General features: G+C 55.7%; 17 protein-coding genes. 15 read left to right on the forward strand and 2 right to left on the reverse strand.

Annotation, left to right across the window (positions count from 1 at the left end; translation table 11 throughout):
• Positions 1 to 155: 155 nt before the first annotated feature.
• From DSD31_RS01755 to glgP, 11 genes are all read left to right on the forward strand, one after another.
• A complete protein-coding gene (locus tag DSD31_RS01755) occupies positions 156 to 1,193 on the forward strand; it encodes an oxidoreductase (protein WP_004868536.1) in 1,038 nt (345 codons plus the stop codon).
• Positions 1,194 to 1,314: 121 nt separating this feature from the next.
• Entirely contained in the window at positions 1,315 to 2,010 is a 696-nt protein-coding gene (gene yhhW / locus DSD31_RS01760) for a quercetin 2,3-dioxygenase (protein WP_004868535.1), read from the forward strand.
• Between the two features lie 113 nt (positions 2,011 to 2,123).
• Positions 2,124 to 3,119, forward strand: a complete 996-nt coding sequence (gene gntR / locus DSD31_RS01765) for a gluconate operon transcriptional repressor GntR (RefSeq protein ID WP_004868533.1) — start codon at positions 2,124 to 2,126, stop codon at positions 3,117 to 3,119.
• 185 nt (positions 3,120 to 3,304) lie between these two features.
• Positions 3,305 to 3,835: a gluconokinase gene (gene gntK / locus DSD31_RS01770; RefSeq protein ID WP_004868532.1), complete on the forward strand. Its 531-nt coding sequence runs from the start codon at positions 3,305 to 3,307 to the stop codon at positions 3,833 to 3,835.
• Positions 3,835 to 5,175 carry a gluconate transporter gene (gene gntU / locus DSD31_RS01775; RefSeq protein WP_015585601.1) on the forward strand — a complete coding sequence of 447 codons (1,341 nt, stop codon included), beginning with the start codon at positions 3,835 to 3,837 and terminating at the stop codon, positions 5,173 to 5,175. The genes gntK and gntU overlap by 1 nt, the downstream gene beginning before the upstream one ends.
• A 425-nt stretch (positions 5,176 to 5,600) precedes the next feature.
• Complete coding sequence (gene asd / locus DSD31_RS01780) at positions 5,601 to 6,707, forward strand: aspartate-semialdehyde dehydrogenase (RefSeq protein WP_004868528.1); 1,107 nt, start codon at positions 5,601 to 5,603, stop codon at positions 6,705 to 6,707.
• A gap of 247 nt (positions 6,708 to 6,954) precedes the next feature.
• Positions 6,955 to 9,141 (forward strand): 1,4-alpha-glucan branching enzyme, encoded by a 2,187-nt coding sequence (glgB, locus tag DSD31_RS01785; protein WP_113990801.1) that lies wholly within the window; start codon positions 6,955 to 6,957, stop codon positions 9,139 to 9,141.
• Positions 9,138 to 11,114: a glycogen debranching protein GlgX gene (gene glgX, locus DSD31_RS01790; protein ID WP_015585603.1), complete on the forward strand. Its 1,977-nt coding sequence runs from the start codon at positions 9,138 to 9,140 to the stop codon at positions 11,112 to 11,114. Before glgB ends, glgX begins: the two co-directional genes overlap by 4 nt.
• A gap of 80 nt (positions 11,115 to 11,194) precedes the next feature.
• A complete protein-coding gene (glgC, locus tag DSD31_RS01795) occupies positions 11,195 to 12,490 on the forward strand; it encodes a glucose-1-phosphate adenylyltransferase (protein ID WP_004868522.1) in 1,296 nt (431 codons plus the stop codon).
• Positions 12,490 to 13,923 (forward strand): glycogen synthase GlgA, encoded by a 1,434-nt coding sequence (gene glgA / locus DSD31_RS01800; RefSeq protein WP_004868519.1) that lies wholly within the window; start codon positions 12,490 to 12,492, stop codon positions 13,921 to 13,923. The genes glgC and glgA overlap by 1 nt, the downstream gene beginning before the upstream one ends.
• 17 nt (positions 13,924 to 13,940) lie before the next feature.
• On the forward strand, positions 13,941 to 16,388 hold the full coding sequence (glgP, locus tag DSD31_RS01805) for a glycogen phosphorylase (RefSeq protein WP_004868517.1): 2,448 nt from the start codon (positions 13,941 to 13,943) through the stop codon (positions 16,386 to 16,388).
• 86 nt (positions 16,389 to 16,474) lie between these two features.
• On the opposite strand, the gene glpD is transcribed toward glgP, so the two are convergent.
• Entirely contained in the window at positions 16,475 to 17,983 is a 1,509-nt protein-coding gene (gene glpD, locus DSD31_RS01810; RefSeq protein WP_113990802.1) for a glycerol-3-phosphate dehydrogenase, read from the reverse strand.
• A gap of 213 nt (positions 17,984 to 18,196) precedes the next feature.
• On the opposite strand from glpD, the gene glpE reads away from it, so the two are divergent.
• The 3 genes from glpE (at position 18,197) to DSD31_RS01825 (ending at position 20,327) form a co-directional block, all read left to right on the forward strand.
• Positions 18,197 to 18,526: a thiosulfate sulfurtransferase GlpE gene (glpE, locus tag DSD31_RS01815; RefSeq protein WP_015585604.1), complete on the forward strand. Its 330-nt coding sequence runs from the start codon at positions 18,197 to 18,199 to the stop codon at positions 18,524 to 18,526.
• Positions 18,527 to 18,666: 140 nt separating this feature from the next.
• Complete coding sequence (glpG, locus tag DSD31_RS01820; protein WP_004868509.1) at positions 18,667 to 19,497, forward strand: rhomboid family intramembrane serine protease GlpG; 831 nt, start codon at positions 18,667 to 18,669, stop codon at positions 19,495 to 19,497.
• Between the two features lie 71 nt (positions 19,498 to 19,568).
• Positions 19,569 to 20,327: a DeoR/GlpR family transcriptional regulator gene (locus DSD31_RS01825; protein ID WP_004868507.1), complete on the forward strand. Its 759-nt coding sequence runs from the start codon at positions 19,569 to 19,571 to the stop codon at positions 20,325 to 20,327.
• Positions 20,328 to 20,333: 6 nt separating this feature from the next.
• Here DSD31_RS01825 and malT read toward each other — a convergent pair whose 3' ends face one another.
• Positions 20,334 to 23,039: an HTH-type transcriptional regulator MalT gene (gene malT / locus DSD31_RS01830; protein WP_113990803.1), complete on the reverse strand. Its 2,706-nt coding sequence runs from the start codon at positions 23,037 to 23,039 to the stop codon at positions 20,334 to 20,336.
• A gap of 621 nt (positions 23,040 to 23,660) precedes the next feature.
• Between malT and malP the strand changes: the two genes are divergently transcribed.
• Positions 23,661 to 26,051, forward strand: coding sequence for a maltodextrin phosphorylase (gene malP, locus DSD31_RS01835; protein ID WP_004868504.1), 2,391 nt, complete (start codon positions 23,661 to 23,663; stop codon positions 26,049 to 26,051).
• Positions 26,052 to 26,055: the final 4 nt, after the last annotated feature.

Below are 26,055 nucleotides of genomic sequence, written 5' to 3' on the forward strand. Positions count from 1 at the left end.
ACATTGCTTCCAGTATTACTTTAGCCAGCCAGGTGCTGGCTTTTTTTTTGGCTTTTTTTGCCGGACATTTCCACCATCCTGAATAGGTTAAGAGTTAAGTTCGTCGCCGGGGTGCGCTATGGTTAGCAGCAGAAACCTCAACAAAGGACGGCTCTATGACTCTGCACTGCGCGTTTATTGGGTTTGGCAAAAGCACCACCCGCTACCATCTTCCTTATGTTCTGCACCGCAAAGACCGCTGGCACGTCGCGCATATCTATCGCCGCAGCGCGAAGCCGCAGGAGCAGGCGCCGCAGTATTCTCATATTCATTTCACCAGCGATCTCGACGACGTGCTCAACGACCCGCAGGTAAAACTGGTGATTGTCTGTACTCATGCGGACAGCCATTTCGAATATGCAAAGCGGGCGCTGGAGGCCGGTAAAAATGTGCTGGTAGAAAAACCGTTTACCTCCACGCTAGCCGAGGCAAAGTCGCTCTTTGCGCTGGCGAAGAGCCGGGGGTTGACGGTGACGCCATACCAAAACCGCCGCTTTGATTCCTGTTTCCTGACGATGAAAAAGGTGATTGAGAGCGGCAAACTGGGCGAGATCGTGGAGGTTGAGAGCCATTTTGACCTCTATCGCCCGGTGGCAGAAACACAGCCCGGAGTGCCGCAGGATGGAACATTTTACGGTCTTGGTGTGCATACGCTGGATCAGCTCATCTCGCTGTTTGGCCGCCCGGACCACGTGGCTTATGACATCCGCAGCCTGCGCAACAAAGCCAATCCGGATGACACCTTTGAAGCCCAGCTGTTCTACGGCGACCTGAAGGCCATTGCCAAAACCAGCCACCTGGTGAAGCTGGCGTACCCGAGGTTTACCGTCCACGGGCATAAAGGCTCCTTTATCAAATATGGTATCGATCGGCAGGAAACCAGCCTGAAAGCCAATATTATGCCGGGTGAGCCAGGATTCGGCGCGGACGATACGTTTGGCCTGCTGGAGTACGTCAATGAGGCGGGTGAAACCGTGCGGGAAGAGATCCCAATTGAAACCGGCGACTATGGGCGGGTCTATGATGCGCTGTATGAAACCCTCGTTAACGGTCAGCCAAATTACGTCAAGGAATCTGACGTTCTCACGAATATGGAGATCCTCGGGCGCGGGTTTGAACAGCCCTCTCCGGCCACGATAACCTTAGATAAATAAGCCTTCATGGCTCCTTTGTAGTCATTCATATTTTTTGAACAGAGGAGTCAATTTTCACCCTCTATGATCGTGAGCAGATTGAGTCCACACTGACTCTATCGAAAACATACGGGGGTGCAACATGATCTACTTACGCAAAGCTAATGAACGCGGTCACGCTAACCACGGCTGGCTGGATTCCTGGCATACTTTCTCTTTCGCTAACTATTATGACCCGAACTTTATGGGCTTCTCGGCGCTGCGGGTTATCAATGATGACGTGATTGATGCCGGTCAGGGCTTCGGTACCCATCCGCACAAAGATATGGAAATCCTGACCTACGTGCTGGAAGGGGCGGTTGAACACCAGGACAGCATGGGTAACAAAGAGCAGGTTCCGGCGGGCGAGTTCCAGATCATGAGCGCAGGTACCGGGGTTCGTCACTCCGAGTACAACCCAAGCGATACAGAAAAACTGCATCTGTACCAGATCTGGATTATGCCAGAAGAAAACGGCATCACTCCGCGCTACGAACAGCGTCGCTTTGATGCTCTGCAGGGCAAACAGCTGGTTCTGTCGCCGGATGCCCGTGACGGTTCACTGAAAGTGCACCAGGATATGGAACTGTACCGCTGGGCGCTGCTGAAAGATGAACAGTCGGTGCATCAGATTGCCGCGGAACGCCGCGTGTGGATCCAGGTGGTGAAAGGCGAGGTGACGATTAACGGTACCAAAGCGACCACCAGCGATGGCCTGGCGATTTGGGACGAGCAGGCGATTTCCGTACACGCCGACAGCGATAGCGAGATCCTGCTGTTCGATCTGCCGCCGGTCTGATTCAGTTCTGAAGATGTTTAAATAAATTGCGCGGCCTTCCCGGATGTTTGGGAAGGTTGCGCTTTGTCCGTGATAAACTGGGAAAATGTCTCCCCGTTATCACAGTCAGGACGATGAAAAAGAAAAGACCCGTACTGCAGGATGTAGCCGATCTTGTCGGCGTGACCAAAATGACGGTCAGTCGCTTTTTACGTAACCCGGAACAGGTTTCCGAGGCCCTGCGTGGCAAGATTGCCGCTGCTCTCGATGAACTGGGTTATATTCCCAATCGTGCGCCTGATATCCTCTCTAATGCCACCAGCCGCGCCATTGGTGTGCTGCTGCCCTCGTTGACCAACCAGGTCTTCTCGGAAGTGCTGCGTGGGATTGAAAGCGTCACCGATGCCTTCGGCTACCAGACGATGCTCGCGCACTACGGCTATAAGCCGGAAATGGAAGAAAAGCGTCTCGAATCCATGCTCTCATGGAACATTGATGGCCTGATTCTCACCGAACGTACCCATACCCCTCGCACGCTGAAAATGATCGAAGTTGCCGGTATCCCGGTGGTTGAGCTGATGGACAGTCAGTCGCCGTGCCTCGATATCGCCGTCGGTTTTGATAACTTTGATGCCGCACGCCAGATGACCGCCGCAATTATTGCCCGCGGCCATCGCCACGTGGCCTATCTGGGGGCGCGCCTTGATGAACGTACTATCATCAAGCAAAAGGGCTACGAACAGGCGATGCGCGATGCCGGCATGACGCCGTATAGCGTGATGGTTGAACAATCTTCGTCCTATTCGTCAGGGATAGAGCTGATGCGCCAGGCGCGTCGCGAATATCCGCAGCTCGATGGCATCTTCTGTACCAACGATGACCTTGCGGTCGGTGCCGCCTTTGAGTGTCAGCGCCTGGGATTGAAAATTCCGGACGATATGGCGATCGCCGGTTTCCACGGCCATGATATTGGTCAGGTGATGGAGCCCCGACTGGCCAGCGTGCTGACCCCGCGTGAGCGAATGGGACGCATTGGTGCCGAACGGCTGCTGGCCCGTATTCGGGGTGAAGTCGTGACGCCGAAGATGTTAGATTTAGGTTTCACATTGTCACCGGGCGGATCAATTTAGACTGACAAGTTTGAAGTAGATCACACATATTCATTCCTGGCACGAATGGTGATTGCTTATCGCTAAGTCCGGCATGACAATGTTACCGATAACAGTTACCCGTAACAATCAATCTGTATACGAGTCTTCACGCTGTATTCTTGCAGCCAGTACGGCTTCGTATATGTGTCCAGTGGGAGGAAGCTTTGAGCACGACTAACCATGATCACCACGTCTATGTCCTGATGGGCGTTTCCGGCAGTGGTAAATCCGCTGTCGCCAGCGAAGTGGCGCATCAGCTGCATGCCGCGTTTCTCGATGGTGACTTTCTGCATCCGCGTAGCAACATCAACAAGATGGCCTCCGGCGAGCCGTTAAACGACGATGATCGTACGCCGTGGCTGCAGGCGCTGAACGACGCCGCTTTTGCCATGCAGCGTACAAATAAAGTTTCGCTGATCGTCTGTTCCGCTCTGAAAAAGAGCTATCGCGATATTCTCCGCAAGGGCAACCCGAATCTCTCTTTCGTCTACCTGAAAGGCGATTTCGACCTGATTGAAAGCCGTCTGAAAGCGCGTAAAGGCCATTTCTTTAAAACCCAGATGCTGGTGACCCAGTTTGAAACGCTGCAGGAACCTGGCGCAGACGAAGGCGATGTCTTAATCGTCGATATTGATCAATCGCTGGAAGGCGTGGTCGCGAGCACCATTGAGGTGATCAACAAAGGCAGTAACTAGTGAGTACATTAACGCTTGTTTTAACAGCAGTAGGCTCCGTTTTGCTGCTGCTGTTTTTAGTCATGAAGGCGCGTATGCATGCTTTCGTGGCTTTGATGGTGGTTTCTATTGGTGCCGGTCTCTTTTCCGGCATGCCGCTGGATAAAATTGCGGCGACGATGGAAAAAGGGATGGGCGGGACGCTGGGCTTCCTGGCGATCGTCGTGGCACTTGGCGCGATGTTTGGCAAGATTCTTCATGAAACCGGCGCTGTCGATCAGATTGCCGTGAAGATGTTGAAATCTTTCGGCCACAGCCGCGCTCATTACGCGATTGGCCTCGCTGGTCTTATCTGCGCGCTGCCGCTGTTTTTCGAAGTGGCGATCGTGCTGCTGATCAGCGTGGCCTTCTCCATGGCGCGCCATACCGGCACCAACCTGGTGAAACTGGTTATCCCGCTGTTTGCTGGCGTGGCGGCCGCGGCGGCGTTCCTGCTGCCCGGGCCGGCGCCGATGCTGCTGGCATCGCAAATGCATGCTGACTTTGGCTGGATGATCCTGATTGGTCTGTGCGCGGCGATTCCGGGAATGATTATCGCCGGGCCGCTGTGGGGCAACTTCATCAGCCGTTACGTTGAGCTGCATATTCCTGACGATATTAGCGAACCAAGCCTGGGTGAAGGCAAGATGCCGTCCTTTGCCTTTAGCCTGTCGCTGATTCTCCTGCCGCTGGTGCTGGTGGGGCTGAAAACAATCGCCGCGCGCTTTGTGCCGGTTGGCTCCAGCGCTTACGAATGGTTTGAGTTTATCGGCCATCCGTTCACCGCGATTCTGGTCGCGTGTCTGGTGGCTATCTATGGTCTGGCGGTACGTCAGGGGATGGCGAAAGATCGGGTGATGGAGATCTGCGGTCATGCGCTGCAGCCTGCGGGGATTATCCTGCTGGTTATCGGTGCCGGCGGCGTCTTCAAACAGGTGCTGGTTGACTCCGGCGTGGGCCCGGCGCTCGGTGAAGCGCTGACGGGCATGGGGTTGCCTATCGCCATTACCTGCTTCGTGCTGGCGGCCGCGGTGCGTATTATCCAGGGTTCTGCGACCGTCGCCTGTTTAACGGCGGTGGGGCTGGTCATGCCGGTCATCGAGCAGCTGAACTACAGCGGTGCGCAGATGGCGGCGCTCTCCATCTGTATCGCGGGTGGATCCATCGTGGTGAGCCACGTGAACGACGCCGGTTTCTGGCTGTTCGGGAAATTTACCGGCGCTACCGAAGCGCAGACGCTGAAAACCTGGACGATGATGGAAACTATCCTCGGCACCACCGGTGCCATCGTCGGTATGATCGCGTTTACGTTGTTAAGCTAAACGCCGCTGAGCGTGTCCGGCCGAGCGACGCGAGGCCGGGCAAATCGCCCATCCAATCCCGCAAAAAAACCTCTCTGCTGAGCGATGAGACGAAAGGATTACCTCTCGTAAGGCCGCATCAGACCTGGTTTTCTCCGCTTTCCCCACCGGCGCGATAGCGCTAGATTTCTGCGCAGATCCATAATCCAGATCAATAAAAAAGCGGCGGAAAATATTCCCTTCCTGCGGTTATTTCCCCGATAATCTTTGCGGTTTTTCTGGGTACCGATGTCGGCAGAAGCTGCGTTCAATAAGTTGCTTTTCTGATTGCTGCGCAATCATTGATTAATTTCACTTGCGACTTTAGCAGCATTTTGTAATGTGAGGGATGATCCAGCAGGAAACTGGCTAGGCACAAACAGCACACATCTCCCAGGAAATACGTTATGAAAAATGTTGGTTTTATCGGCTGGCGCGGAATGGTCGGCTCTGTACTCATGCAACGCATGGTTGAAGAGCGCGACTTCGACGCCATTCGCCCTGTTTTTTTCTCCACCTCTCAGCTGGGGCAGCCTGCTCCATCCTTTGGTGGTAGCACCGGCGGTACGCTGCAGGACGCGTTTGATCTGGACGCGCTGAAGGCGTTGGACATTATTGTGACCTGCCAGGGCGGGGATTATACCAACGACGTGTATCCGAAGCTGCGTGAGAGCGGCTGGCAGGGTTACTGGATTGACGCCGCCTCTTCGCTGCGCATGAAAGACGACGCCATCATTATTCTTGATCCGGTAAACCAGGATGTGATTACCGCCGGTCTGAATAATGGCGTGAAAACGTTTGTTGGCGGCAACTGTACCGTCAGCCTGATGCTGATGTCCCTCGGCGGCCTGTTTGCCCAGGATCTCGTGGAGTGGGTGAGCGTGGCCACTTACCAGGCGGCATCCGGTGGCGGGGCGCGTCACATGCGCGAACTGCTGACCCAGATGGGCCAGCTGCATAGCCACGTGGCGACAGAGCTGGCGAATCCGGCGTCCGCCATTCTGGATATCGAACGCAAAGTGACGGCGCTGACCCGCAGCGGCGACCTGGCGGTTGATAACTTTGGCGTGCCGCTGGCAGGCAGTTTGATCCCATGGATCGACAAACAGCTGGATAACGGCCAGAGCCGTGAAGAGTGGAAAGGACAGGCTGAGACCAACAAAATTCTCGCCACCTCGTCAGTGATTCCGGTTGATGGCCTGTGTGTACGCGTTGGCGCGCTGCGTTGCCACAGCCAGGCGTTTACCATCAAGCTGAAAAAAGATGTCTCTATCCCGACCGTTGAAGAACTGTTGGCCGCACACAACCCGTGGGCCAAAGTCGTACCGAACGATCGTGATATTACAATGCGTGAGCTGACCCCGGCTGCCGTCACCGGCACCCTGACCACGCCGGTGGGTCGTTTGCGTAAGCTGAATATGGGGCCGGAATATCTGTCGGCTTTCACCGTCGGTGACCAGCTCCTGTGGGGCGCTGCCGAGCCGCTGCGACGCATGCTGCGCCAGCTGGCTTGATAACGGGATGAACCAAAAGGGGGTGTTTTACACCTCCTTTTTTTTGCGTAATACAAGGAGTAAACGCGGATGTTAGATTTTTTCCAACGGAGGTAAGACAGCCTTGGCTATGCTTTAAGTAAGGAACGACAACGTTGCCTTACCTGAAGGTGGGACGGAGCAGAAGGATGCACAGTGTGCTGCACCGTTCAGGTCAAAAAAAGTCGCCAGATACAGGAAAGGGCGACACTTACAACAGGATGAAACCATGTCTAATCGTATCGATAGAGACGTGATTAATGCGCTTATTTCTGGCCATTTTGCGGATCCCTTTTCCGTACTTGGAATGCATCAAACCGATGCCGGTCTGGAAGTGCGCGCATTATTACCCGATGCCACCGATGTATGGGTGATTGAACCGAAAACCGGGCGCAAAGTCGGCAAACTCGAATGCCTCGACTCACGCGGATTCTTTAGCGGCGTACTGCCGCGCCGAAAAAATCCTTTTCGTTACCAGCTGGCCGTCACCTGGCACGGTCAGCAAAACCTGATTGACGACCCTTATCGCTTTGGTCCGCTGCTGCAGGATCTTGATGTCTGGCTGCTGTCAGAAGGCACTCATCTACGGCCTTATGAAACGCTGGGGGCACACGCCGACACGATGGACGGCATCACCGGCACGCGCTTTTCCGTCTGGGCGCCGAACGCCCGTCGGGTTTCCGTTGTCGGACAGTTCAACTACTGGGATGGCCGCCGTCATCCGATGCGCCTGCGCAAAGAGTCCGGCATCTGGGAGCTGTTTGTGCCCGGCGCGCATAATGGCCAGCTGTATAAATTTGAACTGATTGACGCCCACGGCCATCTGCGCGTGAAGTCCGACCCTTATGCCTTTGAAGCGCAAATGCGCCCGGAAAGCGCGTCGCTTATCTGCGGCCTGCCGGAAAAGGTCGAACAGCCGCAGTCCCGTAAGCAGGCCAACCAGTTTGATGCGCCGATTTCGATCTATGAAGTCCATTTGGGCTCCTGGCGTCGCCATACCGATAACAACTTCTGGCTGAGCTACCGTGAACTGGCCGATCAGCTGGTGCCCTACGCGAAGTGGATGGGCTTCACCCATCTGGAGCTGCTGCCGGTAAACGAACATCCGTTCGACGGTAGCTGGGGCTATCAGCCGACCGGGCTGTACGCGCCGACCCGCCGTTTTGGTACCCGTGAAGACTTCCGCTACTTCCTGAATGCTGCCCATGCCGCGGGTCTGAACGTGATCCTAGACTGGGTGCCGGGCCACTTCCCGTCGGATGACTTTGCGCTGGCATCGTTCGACGGCACCGCGTTGTATGAACACAGCGACCCGCGAGAAGGTTATCACCAGGACTGGAATACGCTGATCTACAACTACGGTCGTCGGGAAGTCAGCAACTTCCTGGTCGGGAACGCGCTGTACTGGATTGAACGCTTCGGGATCGACGCCCTGCGCGTGGATGCGGTTGCATCAATGATCTACCGCGACTACAGCCGCAAAGAGGGGGAGTGGGTGCCCAATGAGTACGGCGGCCGGGAAAACCTCGAAGCGATTGAATTTCTGCGCAATACCAACCGTGTGCTCGGTGAACAGACGCCGGGAGCGGTCACGATGGCGGAGGAGTCTACCGACTTCGCCGGGGTTTCACGACCGTCTTCGACGGGCGGTCTTGGCTTCTGGTTCAAATGGAACCTCGGCTGGATGCATGACACCCTCGACTACATGAAGCTCGATCCCATCTATCGTCGTCATCATCACGACAAGATGACCTTCGGGATGCTCTACAACTACACCGAAAACTTCGTGCTGCCGCTGTCACACGATGAAGTGGTTCACGGCAAAAAATCGATTCTTGACCGGATGCCCGGCGATGCCTGGCAGAAGTTTGCCAACCTGCGCGCCTACTATGGCTGGATGTTTGCCTTCCCGGGGAAAAAACTGCTGTTTATGGGCAATGAATTTGCCCAGGGGCGGGAGTGGAACCACGACGGTAGCCTTGACTGGCATCTGCTGGAAGGCGGCGATAACTGGCATCACGGCGTCCAGCGCCTGGTACGCGATCTGAACCATACCTATCGCCACCATAAAGCGCTGCACGAGCTGGATTTTGACCCCTACGGCTTTGAATGGCTGGTGGTGGATGATCACGAACGTTCTGTCTTTATCTTTGTGCGCCGCGATAAAGCCGGCAATGAGATTATCGTTGCCAGCAACTTCACGCCGGTGCCGCGCTACGGCTATCGTTTCGGGATTAACCAGCCGGGGCGCTGGCGTGAAGAACTGAATACCGACTCGATGCACTACCACGGTAGCAACACCGGTAACGGCGGCATCGTGGAAAGCGAAGCCATCGCCAGCCACGGGCGTGAGCATTCTCTCTCGATTACGCTACCGCCGCTGGCGACCGTCTGGCTGGTACGGGAGGCAGAATGACGACACTGGCGGCCGGAAAACCTTCGCCGTTGGGTGCAAGCTATGACGGAAAGGGGGTGAATTTCACCCTCTTTTCCGCCCATGCCGAGCGGGTTGAACTCTGCGTATTTGATGCCCAGGGCAATGAGCAGCGGTTCGATTTACCCGCGCGCACGGGCAATATCTGGCACGGCTGGCTTGCTGCCGCCGGGCCGGGTCTGCTCTACGGCTACCGTGTGCATGGGCCGTGGGATCCGGCGCAGGGGCACCGCTTTAATCCGGCCAAGCTGCTGCTCGACCCGTGCTGTCATCGGGTTGAGGGCGTACTGCCCGATGATGAGCGTCTCCACGGCGGCGATCTTTCTCCCGATCGTCGTGACAGCGCGGCGATTGCGCCAAAGTCGCAGGTTGTGGATCTGCGTTACAACTGGCAGAACGATGCGCCGCCGGGAACCCCCTGGGGTGAAACGGTTATCTATGAGGCCCATGTTAAAGGGCTGACCTGGCTGCATCCCGGGCTGCCGGAGTCGATTCGCGGCACCTATAAAGCGCTGGGTCATCCGGTGATGATCGATTACTTCAGGACCCTCGGCATTACGGCGCTGGAGCTGATGCCGGTGGCGCAGTTTGCCAGCGAACCGCGCCTGCAGAGAATGGGATTAAGCAACTACTGGGGCTATAACCCAATGGCGATGTACGCGCTCGATCCGCGCTATGCCAGCGAGCCTGCGCGTGCGCTGGATGAGTTTCGCGATGCGGTAAAGGCGCTGCATGCGGCGGGGATCGAAGTGATCCTCGACGTGGTGCTGAACCACAGTGCTGAAATTGATCTGGAAGGACCGACCTTCTCTTTGCGCGGAATCGATAACCGTAACTATTATTGGATCAGAGAAGACGGGGATTACTACAACTGGACCGGCTGCGGAAATACGCTCAATCTCAGCCAGCCGGACGTGGTGGAGTATGCCCGCCAGTGTCTGCGGTTTTGGGTCGATGAGTGCCACGTCGATGGCTTTCGCTTTGATTTAGCCTCGGTGATGGGACGCACGCCGGAATTTCGCCAGGATGCGCCGCTGTTTGAAGCGATCCGTAACGATCCGCAGCTGGCGGCCGTGAAGCTGATTGCCGAACCCTGGGATATTGGCGCCGGCGGCTACCAGGTGGGAAACTTCCCGCCGCTTTTTGCCGAATGGAATGACCATTTTCGCGATGTCGCCAGGCGCTTCTGGTTACAACAAAGCATCTCATTGGGCGAGTTTGCCCGGCGTTTTGCCGCGTCCAGCGATCTCTTTCAGCGTAACGGTCGCCAGCCCGCGGCGGCGGTGAATCTGATCACCGCCCACGATGGCTTCACCCTGCGCGACTGCGTTTGTTTCAATCAGAAACATAATGAGGCGAATGGTGAAGAGAATCGCGATGGGACTAACAATAACTACAGCAGCAATCATGGTATAGAGGGAACAGGGGGCAGTCTTGATGTGCTTGAGCGGCGCCGGGACAGCGTTCATGCCCTGCTCTCGACGCTGCTGCTGGCACAGGGCACGCCGATGCTGCTGGCGGGTGACGAGCATGGTCATAGCCAGCACGGCAACAATAACGCGTATTGTCAGGACAACGCATTGACCTGGCTTGACTGGAACCAGGCAAATAGCGGGCTGACGGCATTTACCGCCGCGCTCATTCACCTGCGTCGATGCATACCGGCATTAACCAGTAACCGCTGGTGGCAGGAAGGGGACGGCAACGTTGTTTGGCTAAACCAGTATGCGCAACCGTTAACTGCCGATGAATGGCAGCACGGCACCGCGCGTCTGCAAATTTTGCTGTCTGGCCGTTGGTTAATGACGGTGAATGCCACCCCAGAGGTGGCGCATATGGAGTTACCTGAGGGGGAGTGGCACGCCGTTCCTCCTTTCGCCGGAGAGGATAATCCGGTCGTCATGGCTGTCTGGCATGGGCCCGCGCACGGAGTGTGCGTATTTCAAAGGTCGTAAGCCCTGAAGCTTCCGGTTGCACTCGCGGCCGCTACGCGGTGAGAGGGACAGGAAGGCTGGGATGTAAAAAGGAGTTAATCATGGTTAGGCTAGAAAAGAACGATCCGTTGATGCTGGCGCGTCAGCTCCCCATCAAAACCGTGGCGTTGATTCTTGCGGGTGGACGCGGTACCCGGCTTAAGGACTTAACTATTAAGCGTGCAAAACCGGCTGTCCATTTTGGCGGTAAGTTTCGCATAATTGATTTCGCATTATCTAACTGCATTAACTCAGGTATTCGCCGCATCGGCGTCATCACCCAGTATCAATCGCACACTCTGGTTCAACATATCCAACGCGGCTGGTCATTTTTTAGTGAAGAAATGAACGAGTTCGTGGATTTACTGCCCGCGCAACAGCGTGTGCATGGCGAAAACTGGTATCGCGGCACGGCTGATGCGGTGACGCAGAACCTCGATATCATTCGTCGCTACAAAGCGGAATATGTGGTGATCCTCGCCGGCGATCATATTTACAAGCAAGACTACTCGCGCATGTTGATCGATCACGTCGAAAAAGGGGCTCGCTGCACCGTGGCCTGTATGCCGGTGCCCATCGAAGAGGCATCCGCCTTTGGCGTGATGGCGGTTGATGAGAGCGACAAGATCATTGAGTTTGTCGAAAAGCCCGCCGTACCGCCCGCAATGCCGAGCGATGAGACCAAATCGCTGGCCAGCATGGGGATCTATGTCTTTGATGCAGATTATCTTTATGAACTGCTGACTGAAGATGATAACGACGAAAACTCCAGCCACGATTTCGGTAAAGATATTATTCCGAAGATCACTGAAGCTGGCATGGCTTATGCACATCCTTTCCCGCTCTCCTGCGTGCAGTCTGACCCGGATGCGGAACCGTACTGGCGCGATGTGGGTACGCTTGAAGCCTACTGGAAAGCGAACCTTGACCTGGCTTCGGTGACGCCGGAGCTGGATATGTACGATCAGAACTGGCCGATTCGCACCCATATGGAGTCTCTGCCGCCCGCGAAGTTCGTTCAGGACCGCTCTGGTAGTCACGGTATGACGTTGAACTCGCTGGTTTCCGGCGGCTGTATTATCTCCGGCTCCGTGGTGGTGCAATCGGTGCTGTTCCCGCGCGTGCGCGTGAATTCATTCTGTAATATTGATTCGGCAGTCTTATTGCCAGAAGTGTGGGTGGGGCGCTCATGCCGCCTGCGCCGCTGCGTAATCGATCGTGCCTGCGTGATTCCTGAGGGCATGGTGATCGGCGAACACGCGGAAGAAGATGCGCGTCGGTTCTACCGTTCAGAGGAAGGTATCGTGCTGGTGACGCGTGATATGTTGCGGAAGTTGGGGCATAAACAGGAGCGATAATGCAGGTCTTACATGTATGTTCAGAGATGTTCCCGCTGTTAAAAACCGGCGGTCTGGCGGATGTAATCGGCGCGCTGCCTGCGGCGCAAATCGCTGAGGGTATCGATACGCGCGTGCTGCTGCCGGCGTTCCCGGACATTCGCCGTGGCGTCACCGATGCGCAGGTGGTGACGCGCCGGGATACTTTTGCCGGACGCATGACGCTGCTGTTTGGTCACTATAACGGCGTGGGGATCTATTTGATTGATGCCCCGCATCTCTACGACCGCCCAGGGAGCCCTTACCACGACACCAACCAACATGCTTACACCGACAACGTGCTGCGTTTTGCGCTGCTGGGGTGGGTAGGCAGCGAGATGGCCTGCGGACTGGACCCTTTCTGGCGTCCTGATGTCGTGCATGCTCACGACTGGCATGCAGGCCTGACTCCTGCCTATCTGGCCGCGCGTGGACGCCCGGCGAAATCGGTCTTTACGGTACACAATCTGGCCTATCAGGGGATGTTCTACTCCTGGCACATGAATGAGATCGAACTGCCGTGGTCGTTCTATAACATGCATGGTCTGGAGTTCAACGGCCAGATCTCGTTCCTCAAGTCCGGGCTCTATTACGCCGATCATATTACGGCGGTCAGCCCGACCTACGCGCGTGAAATAACCGAACCGCAATTTGCCTACGGCATGGAAGGGCTGCTACGTCAGCGCCAGCACGAGGGGCGACTATCGGGGATCCTGAACGGCGTGGATGCGGGTATCTGGAACCCGGAGAGCGACCTGCTGCTGGCGTCGCGTTATGACCGCGATCGCCTTGAAGACAAAGCGGAGAACAAGCGCCAGCTGCAAATTGCGATGGGGCTGAAAGTCGACGACAAAGCCCCGCTGTTCGCCGTGGTCAGCCGTCTGACCAGCCAGAAAGGGCTGGATTTAGTTCTCGAAGCGCTGCCGGGCCTGCTTGAGCAGGGTGGGCAGCTGGCGCTGCTGGGCGCAGGGGACCCGGTACTGCAGGAAGGTTTTCTGGCTGCGGCCGCCGAGCACCCGGGCAAAGTTGGCGTGCAGATTGGTTATCACGAGGCCTTTTCACACCGCATTATGGGGGGCGCCGACGTGATTCTGGTTCCCAGCCGTTTCGAGCCCTGTGGCTTAACCCAGTTGTATGGCCTGAAGTACGGCACGCTGCCGCTGGTGCGGCGTACCGGTGGTCTGGCGGATACCGTGACCGACAGTTCGCTGGAAAATCTGGCCGATGGCGTAGCCAGCGGTTTTGTCTTTGAAGACAGCAATGCACTATCGCTGCTGCGGGCAATTCGGCGCGCGTTCGTGCTGTGGTCGCGCCCGTCGCTCTGGCGTTACGTTCAGCGTCAGGCGATGAATATGGATTTTAGCTGGCAGGTCGCGGCGCACTCTTATCGCGAACTTTATCAACGCTTGCTGTAACCACAGGAGTCATTGCGATGAATGTACCCTTTAGCTATGCATCACCCACGCTGAGCGTTGAGGCGTTAAAGCACTCTATTGCCTATAAGCTGATGTTTATCATTGGTAAAGATCCGGCTATCGCCAATAAGCATGAGTGGCTCAACGCCACGCTGTTTGCCGTCCGCGACCGTATGGTGGAGCGCTGGCTGCGCTCTAATCGTGCTCAGCTTTCTCAGGAAGTACGCCAGGTTTATTACCTGTCGATGGAGTTTCTGATTGGCCGTACGCTTTCTAACGCCTTGCTGTCGTTGGGCATCTACGAAGATGTGAACAGCGCGCTGGAAGAGATGGGGCTGAACCTTGAAGAGCTGATTGACGAAGAGAATGACCCGGGGCTGGGTAATGGCGGTCTTGGGCGCCTGGCCGCCTGTTTCCTCGATTCGCTGGCGGCCCTGGGCCTGCCTGGCCGTGGTTACGGTATCCGCTATGACTACGGGATGTTTAAGCAAAACATCGTTGACGGCCGGCAGAAAGAGTCGCCGGATTACTGGCTCGAGTACGGCAACCCGTGGGAATTTGAACGGCATAATACGCGTTACAAAGTGCGCTTCGGCGGACGCATTCAGCAGGAAGGTAAACAGTCGCGCTGGGTTGAAACCGAAGAGATCCTGGCGGAAGCCTACGATCAGATTATCCCGGGTTTTGATACCGATGCGACCAACACGCTCCGTCTGTGGAGCGCCCAGGCCAGCAGCGAGATTAACCTCGGTAAATTTAATCAGGGTGATTACTTCGCGGCGGTGGAAGATAAAAACCATTCCGAAAACGTCTCCCGGGTACTGTATCCGGACGACTCGACCTACTCCGGGCGCGAGCTGCGCCTGCGTCAGGAATATTTCCTCGTCTCCGCGACGGTACAGGATATTCTCAACCGCCATTATCAGCTGCATAAAACCTTTGCTAACCTGGCAGACAAAATTGCGATTCACCTTAACGACACCCATCCGGTGCTGTCGATTCCGGAGCTGATGCGCCTGCTGATTGATGAGCATAAGTTCGGCTGGGATGAGGCGTTTGAAGTCACCTGCCAGGTGTTCTCCTACACCAACCATACGTTGATGAGTGAAGCGCTCGAGACCTGGCCTGTCGATATGCTGGGGAAAATTCTGCCGCGCCATTTGCAGATTATTTTCGAGATCAATGACTACTTCCTGAAGACGCTGCAGGAGCAGTATCCCAATGATACGGCGCTGCTAAGTCGCACGTCGATTATTGACGAATCCAACGGCCGCCGGGTGCGCATGGCGTGGCTGGCGGTGGTGATTAGTCATAAGGTGAACGGCGTTTCCGAACTGCACTCCCGGCTGATGGTGGAGTCGTTGTTTGCCGACTTCGCGAAGATTTTCCCGATGCGCTTTATTAACGTCACCAACGGCGTGACGCCGCGTCGCTGGCTGGCGCTGGCGAATCCGCCGTTGTCGAAGGTACTGGACGAGAACATCGGTCGTACCTGGCGTACCGACCTCAGCCAACTGCAGGAGCTGGAGCAGCATATTGACTATCCGACGGTCAATCAGGCCGTACGTCAGGCGAAGCTGGAGAACAAGCAGCGTCTGGCAAACGTGATTGCTCATCAGCTGAATGTGGTGGTGAACCCGAAAGCGCTGTTCGACGTGCAAATCAAACGTATCCACGAGTACAAGCGTCAGCTGATGAATGTCCTGCACGTGATTACCCGCTACAACCGTATTAAGGCCGATCCTGACGCCGTATGGGTACCGCGCGTGAATATCTTTGCCGGGAAAGCCGCCTCGGCTTATTACATGGCCAAGCACATTATTCATCTCATTAACGATGTGGCGGCGGTGGTGAACAACGATCCGCAGATTGGCGATAAGCTAAAAGTGGTGTTTGTCCCGAACTACAGCGTTAGCCTTGCGCAGCTGATTATTCCGGCGGCGGATCTTTCAGAGCAGATCTCGCTGGCGGGTACGGAAGCTTCCGGAACCAGTAATATGAAATTTGCGCTTAACGGCGCTTTGACCATTGGTACCCTGGACGGCGCGAACGTCGAAATGCTGGAGCACGTGGGCGAGGATAATATTTTTATCTTCGGCAATACCGCAGAACAGGTGGAGGCGCTACGTCGTAACGGCTATAAGCCGCGGGAATTTTACGAACAGGATCCGGAGCTGCATCAGGCGCTGACGCAAATCGGTACCGGGCTGTTCAGCCCGTCGGAGCCGGGTCGCTATCGCGATCTGCTGGATTCGCTGATCAACTTTGGTGACCATTATCAGGTGCTGGCGGATTACCGTAGCTATGTGGATTGCCAGGATAAGGTGGATGAGCTGTATCGTCATCCGGAAGAGTGGGCGATGAAAGCGATGCATAATATCGCCAACATGGGCTATTTCTCTTCTGACCGTACGATTCAGGAATACGCCGACCATATCTGGCATATCGACCCGGTACGGCTGTAGCCGGTTACGCAGTGAAAACGGGGCCGCTGGCCCCGTTTTTTATGCACTATCCCGACAAACTCCGCGCCAGCGCGGGTCGTTCGGGCTTAAGAAGCCAGCGAAAGCTCAGACTTTCCCACGTGCTGCGCCAGCCATTCGCCGATCCGCGCCTGCTGCGAGTCATTCAGCCACATTCCCTGTTTCGTCCGGCGCCAGATGGCATCCTCAAGCGTGCGTACCCACTCATGCTCCACCAGGTATTTCAGCTCGGCTTCATAGAACTCATGGCCAAAATCCTCACCCAGATCCGCTATCGATGCCGCCTCTGCGAGGATCAGCTCGCTGTTGCTGCCATAGGTGCGGGCATAGTGACGCGCCATCGATTCGCTGATAAATGAGAACCGGCGGCGCAGCCTGGCCGCGTAATCGTCGCGGTCGCCGTCGATATCCCCGCCGGGCAGCACGGCCGTTTTGGTCCAGGCCGGGCCGATGCCTTTGTAGTAGGGCGTCAGTTTTTCCAGCGCGTGCTCGGCCAGCTTGCGATAGGTTGTCAGCTTGCCGCCAAATACCGACAGCAGCGGCGCCTGGCCCTGTTCGTCATGGATATCCAGGGTGTAGTCGCGGGTAATCGCCTGCGGCGAGTCCGATTCATCGTCGCACAGCGGACGGACGCCGGAGTAGGTCCAGACGATATCGTCGCGGGACAGCGTCTTTTTGAAGTGCGCGTTATAGGCGTTCAGCAAATAGTTGATCTCGTTGTCATCGATCGCCACTTTCTGCGGGTCGCCATTGTACTCAACGTCGGTGGTACCGATTATCGAGAACTCATCCATCCACGGGATCACGAACACAATCCGTTTGTCTTCGTTTTGCAGAATGTAGGCCTGTTTCTGGGTGTGCACACGCGGCACCACAATGTGGCTGCCTTTAATCAGGCGAATGCCGTACGGTGAGCGCAGATGCATCCCTTCGTCAAAGAAGTGTTTGACCCACGGGCCGGTCGCATTGACCAGGCCACGGGCCTGCCAGGTGAATTTCTCGCCGGTATCGATATCTTCCGCCTCGACAATCCACAGGCCGTTTTCGCGTTTTGCCGAAATTGCCCGGGTACGAGTCCGGACCTCGCCACCTTTGCGTACCACCATCTGCGCGTTAGCCAGTACCAGACGCGCATCGTCTACCCAACAGTCGGAATATTCGAAACCGCGCACGATTTCAGGTTTTAATACCGATTCTGCGCCAAATCGCAAGCCGGTCGAAGCGGGTAAGCTGGTGCGTTTCCCGAGGTGATCGTACATAAACAGACCGATACGGATCATCCAGGCCGGGCGCAGGTGCGGGCGATGCGGCAGGCGAAAGCGCATGGGAAAAGCGAGATGCGGCGCCATTTTTAACAGCACTTCGCGTTCGGCCAGCGCTTCGCTGACCAGGCGGAATTCATAGTGTTCAAGGTAGCGCAGCCCGCCGTGAATCAGCTTCGAACTGGCGCTGGAAGTGGCGCAGGCGAGATCGCGCGCTTCCAGCATCAGTACGGATAAACCACGCCCGGCGGCGTCTGCCGCGATACCGGCACCGTTGATGCCTCCCCCTATCACAATCAGATCTTTGGTTTCCACGTTCGCTACCTCTGGCACTTTCGTTTAAGCTCAAAAATGTTCGTTATCGCTCAATATAGCAAACAAACGCGCCATTGGTAACATCAAAAAAACATTTCAGAGTGATGCGTGTAACATATTGGCGTTTATTTCCCGTCTGACGGTAAACTAGGCAGTAGAATCATGGCCGGCTATCTGCCAGCAATATTATTCCGCTATATAGAGAAAGAGCACATGGACCACTTTGAATGTATCAATGTTGAAGAAGCGCACCAGAAACTGCATCAGGCAAAGGCGGTGCTGGTGGATATCCGCGATCCGCAGAGTTTTGCGATGGGGCATACGCCGGGTGCGTTTCATCTGACCAACGATACGCTGGGCGCGTTTATGCGCGATAATGACGTTGATACCGCGGTGATGGTGATGTGCTACCACGGCAATAGCAGTAAAGGCGCCGCGCAGTATCTGCTACAGCAGGGCTATGACAAGGTTTACAGCGTGGATGGTGGGTTCGATGCGTGGCATCGTCATTTCCCGGCGGAAGTGGAACATGGCGCGCTTTAAACGTTAGCACGCCATTCCGTTATTCCCGTCCTGTTTCAGATGGCATGGCTGCGGATGCGTTGTTCAGGGACGCCCAGGGCGCGCCACTCCTGCAACTCGTATATACTAGCCCCCTTTGTGTGGAATAAGCGATCCGCCGTATGTTAATGATTACCTCTTTTGCTAACCCGCGTGTGGCCCAGGCGTTTGTCGACTACATGGCTACGCAGGGCATTATCCTGACCATTCAGCAGCATGATCAGAGCGATGTCTGGCTGGCCGATGAGAGTCAGGCCGGGCGGGTGCAGGCCGAACTGGCTCGCTTCCTGGAAAACCCCGCCGATCCACGCTATCTGGCGGCCAGCTGGCAATCCGGACAGACCAACAGCGGTTTGCGCTACCAGCGTTTCCCTTTCTTTGCCACTCTGCGTCACAACGCCGGGCCGTTTACCTGGGCCATTTTGCTTGTCTGCATCCTGGTCTTTGTGCTGCAAAACATCATCGGCGATCGGCCGATCATGCTGCTGCTGGCCTGGCCTTATGACCCGTCGCTGAAATTTGAAGTCTGGCGCTACTTTAGCCATGCTTTCATGCACTTCTCGCTGATGCATATCCTGTTTAACCTGCTATGGTGGTGGTACCTCGGCGGTGCGGTGGAAAAACGCATCGGCACCGGCAAACTGGTGGTCATTACCGTTATTAGCGCCTTGTTAAGCGGGTTTATTCAGCACCAGTTTAGCGGCCCCTGGTTTGGTGGGCTATCCGGCGTCGTCTATGCGCTGATGGGCTATGTCTGGCTGCGTGGAGAGCGGGATCCGCAAAGCGGCGTCTATTTGCAGCGTGGCTTGATACTCTTCTCTTTAGTGTGGTTAATTGCTGGATGGTTTGATGTTTTTGGCATGTCGATTGCGAACGGTGCGCATGTGGCAGGTCTCCTGACCGGGCTGGCGATGGCGTTGGTCGATACGCAACATGTGCGAAAGCGAACATAGGGCCGCCGACTTATCCGGCTCTCTGCAACGACAGCGCCTTTATGCGAGTCTTATAATCCCAGGGATATTTCATGAAACAAACACAACGTCATGACGCCATTATCGAGCTGGTAAAAAAACAGGGATATGTCAGTACGGAAGAGCTGGTTGAGCAGTTTGCCGTCAGCCCACAGACCATTCGTCGTGACCTGAACGACCTTGCCGAACAAAAGATGATCCTGCGCCACCACGGTGGCGCAGCGCTGCCTTCCAGTTCGGTAAATACCTCCTGGCACGACAGGAAGGCCACCCAGACGCAGGAAAAAGAGCGTATTGCCCGCAAGGTGGCCAGCCAAATCCCCGATGGCGCGACGTTGTTCATCGATATCGGCACCACGCCGGAAGCGGTGGCGCATGCGCTGCTGGAGCATAACGATCTGCGCATCGTCACCAACAACCTTAATGTGGCCACCACGCTGATGGTGAAAGAGGATTTCCGCATTATTCTGGCGGGCGGCGAGCTGCGCAGTCGGGATGGCGGCATTATCGGCGAAGCGACGCTGGACTTTATCTCCCAGTTTCGTCTTGATTTCGGCATTCTCGGTATCAGCGGCGTAGACAGCGACGGTTCGCTGCTGGAGTTTGATTACCATGAAGTTCGCACCAAACGCGCGATCATTGAAAACTCTCGCCACGTGATGCTGGTGGTGGATCACTCGAAATTTGGGCGCAATGCGATGGTGAATATGGGCAGCATCAGCATGGTCGATGCGGTCTACACCGATGTGATGCCGCCGGCAGGGGTACTGAAAGTTATTACGGACAACAACCTTCAGCTGGAACTGTGCTAAACGGCGTTAAACGCCGTAGCCCATCATTTTAAGCAACCGCTGGGCGTGCTGTACCGCATCCTGGCGGTGTGCGACTCCCAGCTTCTGATACAGATTACGAATGTGGGTTTTAATGGTCGTGGCCGCCACGTCCAGCTCACCGGCAATCTGTTCGTTGCTGTAGCCGGAATAGATCAGCCCCAGTACCTGCCATTCACGCTGGGTCAGCGGGCTGGTGCGAATCAGTTCCGGGACTTCCGGGTGACTCAGCAGCCGTTCGACAAAGCCCTCATCAAAGTGGGCAAACTTATGGCGATGGTGCTGGTTGATATCGCGCAGGATGCGCTGGGCACGGTGCTGTTCCAGCTCCGGCAGCGTATTGAGCTGAATCAGCTGGCGCAGCTGCTGCGCCATGGCTTCGCCTTCAATCACAAAGTGGTTGATAAACCCGGTGCGGTTGGCGAGTGCGAGCGCCTCCAGCAGGACTTTCTGCGCCTCGCTTTTCCGTCCTGCCTGCCAGTAAAGCTGGTTGAGCAACAGCAGGTTGCGGTTAATATCGCTCATCAGACGCAGCGAGCGGGCATTGTCGTTGAGCTCTTCCAGCACCATTTCCGCCGAGTCAAAATCACCCAGCAGAATTTGCGCCCGGGCGATGTTGCGCCACTGGCTTTGCAGGAAGTGGTTATTGGCGAATTCGGGTTTCGGCGTCTGGCGCAGCCAGTTGGCGGCCGTGGCTTTATCACCGACCATCTGCCAGTAGATCACCCGGACTTTATCGGCATTCGAAACCCAGTCGCTATGATAGTGACCGTTGCCGAGCAGGTTTTCCAGGCGGTTGAGGTGGCTGCGGGCGTTATCCAGATCGCCGCGTGCCAGCGAGCACTGCACCATCAGAGCCAGACACTGCAGCTGCTGCTGCGGTTGATAGCTTGACAGGACATCCATGCCATTACGTGCGGACGCTTCCGCCTCATCCAGCCGCGCCCAGGCCCACAGCAGCTGTGAGCGAATACGCAGCAGGAATTCATGCATCGGCAGCTGCTCGAGATGCTGCTCGCGGATAAGCTGGAAAGCTTTCTCCTGCACTTCCCAGGCGGCCTGCAGGAAGCCCTGGGCAAAGAGAATCTCGCTTTGCTGGATCATGCTCCACAGCGCGTAATGCCAGATGTCGTGGCGGCGGGCCATCTGCTCCGTCTGTTGCATCACCGCCAGAGATTTACTTAACTGGCCTTTACAATGCAGCACTTCGCCATGCACCGATGTAGCCACAATTCGGCTGTAGTAGCTGGCCAACGGCAGCTCTTCTAACGCGACCATGGACAGACGCTCGGCCTCTTCCTGATCGCCGGCATTAATGGCCACCTGTGCACGCAGGGCGTTGAAATCGCCATGCATCGCGGTATCCATTTTCATGTCCATCTCCTGCTCGGCGCGCGCCAGCAGGGTGTTGACTTCGCTGTAACGGTGCTGGCTTTGCATCAGCCAGGCCTGCAGCAGGAGCAGACGCGGATTTTCCAGCAGGTTTGACCACGGCAGCGCCGCCAGCGACTGTTCGAGCAGTCCCAGTTCGCTGTGGTTGAACATGCCCCAGGCGTGATTCAGTAAAATATCGCGCAGCATTTTCGCATCGCCGGCCGCCAGCGCATGATGAATGGCTTCGCTGGGGAAGCCCAGCGCCATCCAGCCTTCGGCGGCAGAGCGGTGAATTTCAGGTAATTCGGTTGCCAGCTCCCACTGGCAGCGCTGGCGCAGGAAATTGCCAAACAGGGGGTGATAGCGGAACCATTCGCCGGAGTCGTCCATCCGCTGCATGAACAGGCCCTGACGTTCAATCTCTTCCAGCTGCATTTGCCCGTTTTCTTCCCCGGTCACGCGAACGATGAGCGCATCGTTCATTGAACGCAGCAGCGAGCTTTTCAGCAAAACATTACGCGTTCGCGCGTCGACATTATCCAGTACCTCATCCACCAGATAATCGGAGAGATGGCTGGCATTTATACCGGCAAGACGACGGGCGGAGTGGTGGGCGGAAGAGTTATTCTGGCGAGCGGAAAGAGCAATAAGCTGAAGCGCCGTGGCCCAGCCGGCGACGTCGTCGCACAGCCTGCTGCTGTCTTCAGCCTCAATCGGCGAAGCCAGACGACAGTCGAAAAAGAGTTTTGCTTCCTGATGGGTAAACGCCAGCTGCTGGCTGCCGATTTCCAGCAGCTGATCGCGCACGCGCAGGTTGGCAATACCGAGCTGCGGCAGGTTGCGCGAGAGCACCACCAGGGTCATATTCTCCGGCTGATGGCGGAGGAAGAAGCGCATCGCATCGTGAATCACCGGATTGTTGATCAGATGATAATCATCAATCACCAGATACAGCGGGCGCTGCCAGTCGGCAAGCTCAATAAACAGCTGCGCAAAAAGCGAGGGCAGGCTGGCATACTGGCGTTTCTGCACCATGTTTTCGCTGGCCACGCAGTGGCCGCCGGTAGCCTGCTGAACAGAGGCGATCAGATAACTGGCAAAACGCTCCTGTTGGTTATCGCCTTCATCCAGCGAAAACCAGCCAAGTTCATTTTTCCCCGCCGCCCATTGAGAGATGAGCGTTGTCTTGCCGTACCCAGCGGGGCTGGTGACCAACACGAGACGGTAATTGTTCGCGCCGGAAAGTTTAGCCAGCAATCGCTCGCGAACCACGGTGTGTTCAAGGCGGACTGGGCGACTTAATTTAGACGGAATCAACATAGTTAATCATTTCGCTGTGCAAGAGAGGATTTGCGATTTTTTTTGCGCTTCGTAATTAATGACTATTAAGGTCGGCGATAATGAAAATTATTGCAAGTTATGTCCGAATTTTATGCTCTTGAATTTGCACCAGGTCACAAATTCCCAATTAAAACCCTGCGGTTGTAAAACCGGTACCAGCGTGCGTGATTACTGGGTTTTCCCTTGTTCACTGGTCTAAAAAATGGCTTTCACTCCATTTTTTTGTAGTTGTATGTTTTTATTAAGTTAATTTCAGGACAATCTTATAAATAATCGTTTTGGCGTATTTGTGTCATGAGGCAGGGTTATTTTTACACAATGCTTATTTTTATTTCGTGATAATTGCGGAATGGTGTTTTATCCAACGCTTTGTCTCGGCCTGTAACAAATATTCTTCTGATGGTGATGAACAATATAGTGTTTCTGGGTGGTGAATTTTCCAGCATGTTTCTGGCGGAGAGCTACCGTTATAGTGGCCACGATCACACTTTTCGCTCATCCCTGCTGCTCCTCCCTGTCTAATCCCCATCGGGATGAGGACGTTGCTTCAGGAGGTCGGCACACTAACGCCAACGTTTTAGTAAAGGACCCGGATTTCTTATGTCACAGACTTCTTTTAATAAAGATCAGTTTCAGGCTGCACTGACCCGTCAGTGGCAGCATTTTGGCTTACAGTCCGCTTCTGAGATGACCCAGCGTCAGTGGTGGCACGCCGTAAGCGGTGCGCTTGCCGAGCTGTTGGCCGCTCAACCGGTGGCGAAACCCGCCAAAGGGCAGCGTCACGTCAACTATATCTCTATGGAGTTTTTGATCGGTCGTCTGACCGGCAACAACCTGTTAAATCTGGGTTGGTATCAAGGGGTGAGCGATGAGCTGAAGGCTCATGACATTCACCTGACCGATCTGCTGGAAGAAGAGATTGATCCGGGCCTCGGCAACGGCGGTCTGGGTCGTCTGGCGGCATGTTTCCTCGACTCCATGGCGACCGTTGGCCAGTCGGCAACCGGCTATGGCCTGAATTATCAGTATGGTCTGTTCCGTCAGTCTTTCGCAGATGGCCAGCAGGTTGAAGCGCCGGATGACTGGGGGCGTAGCCGCTACCCGTGGTTCCGTCATAACGAACAGCTGGATGTGCAGGTTGGGATCGGCGGTAAGGTCAGCAAAAGCGGCGCCTGGGAACCGGCGTTCGTGATTACCGGCCAGGCCTGGGATCTGCCGGTGCTGGGGTATCGTAATAACGTCGCGCAGCCGCTGCGTCTGTGGCAGGCGACCCATGCTCATCCATTTAATCTGACCAAATTTAACGATGGCGATTTCCTGCGCGCAGAGCAGCAGGGTATCGACGCGGAAAAACTGACTAAAGTGCTTTACCCGAACGATAACCATCAGGCAGGGAAAAAGCTGCGCTTAATGCAGCAATACTTCCAGTGCGCCTGTTCGGTTGCCGATATTCTGCGTCGCCACCATCTGGCGGGTCGTAAGCTGGCAGAACTGGCGGATTACGAAGTGATCCAGCTCAACGATACCCACCCGACCATCGCCATTCCTGAACTGCTGCGCGTGCTGATCGATGAGCACCAGCTGAGCTGGGATGACGCCTGGGCCATTACCAGCAAAACCTTCGCCTACACCAACCATACGCTGATGCCTGAAGCGCTGGAGTGCTGGGACGAGAAGCTGGTTAAAGCCCTGCTGCCGCGTCATATGCAGATCATCAAAGAGATTAACGACAGATTTAAGAAGCTGGTCGAGAAAACCTGGCCTGGCGATAAGCAGGTGTGGGCAAAACTGGCGGTGGTGCATGATAAACAGGTTCGCATGGCGAACATGTGTGTGGTCAGCGGCTTTGCGGTCAACGGCGTTGCCGCGTTGCACTCCGACCTGGTGGTGAAAGATCTGTTCCCGGAATATCACCAGCTGTGGCCGAATAAGTTCCACAACGTGACCAACGGCATTACGCCGCGTCGCTGGATTAAACAGTGCAACCCGGAACTGGCTGCGCTGCTGGATAAGACGCTGAAGAAAGAGTGGGCTAACGATCTCGACCAGCTGATCCATCTGGAGAAATATGCTGACGATGCGGCGTTCCGCCAGACCTACCGTGAGATTAAGCTGGCTAACAAAGTTCGCCTGGCTGAGTTTGTTAAGACGCGTACCGGTATCGAGATCAACCCGCAGGCGATTTTCGATATCCAGATTAAGCGTCTGCACGAGTACAAGCGTCAGCATCTCAATCTGCTGAACATTCTGGCGCAGTACAAAGAGATTCGCGAAAACCCGCAGGCGGACCGCGTACCGCGCGTGTTCCTGTTCGGGGCGAAAGCCGCACCGGGCTACTACCTGGCGAAGAATATTATTTTTGCTATCAACAAGGTGGCGCAGGCGGTGAATAACGATCCGCTGGTGGGCGACAAGCTGAAAGTGGTCTTCCTGCCGGATTACTGCGTCTCTGCGGCGGAAATGCTGATTCCAGCGGCGGATGTCTCTGAACAGATCTCCACGGCGGGGAAAGAAGCCTCCGGTACCGGCAACATGAAGCTGGCGCTGAACGGCGCATTGACCGTCGGGACCCTGGACGGTGCGAACGTTGAAATCGCCGAACAGGTCGGCGAAGAGAATATCTTTATCTTCGGTAATACCGTTGAAGAAGTTAAGGCGCTGAAAGCGAAAGGTTATGACCCGCTGAAATGGCGTAAAAAGGACAAGCTGCTGGATGCGGTCCTGAAAGAGCTGGAAAGCGGCAAGTATAGCGATGGCGACAAGCATGCTTTCGACCAGATGCTGCACAGCCTGCTGAAAGGCGGCGACCCGTACCTGGTGCTGGCTGACTTCGAAGCGTATGTTGCTGCGCAGAAGCAGGTGGATGAGTTGTACCGCGATCAGGAAGCCTGGACTCGTGCGACGATTCTGAATACCGCGCGCTGCGGCATGTTCAGCTCCGACCGCTCAATTCGCGACTATCAACAACGTATCTGGCAGGCAAAACGCTAAGGAC

Source organism: Klebsiella sp. X13, from assembly GCF_003323835.1.
Classification (GTDB): domain Bacteria; phylum Pseudomonadota; class Gammaproteobacteria; order Enterobacterales; family Enterobacteriaceae; genus Klebsiella; species Klebsiella ornithinolytica.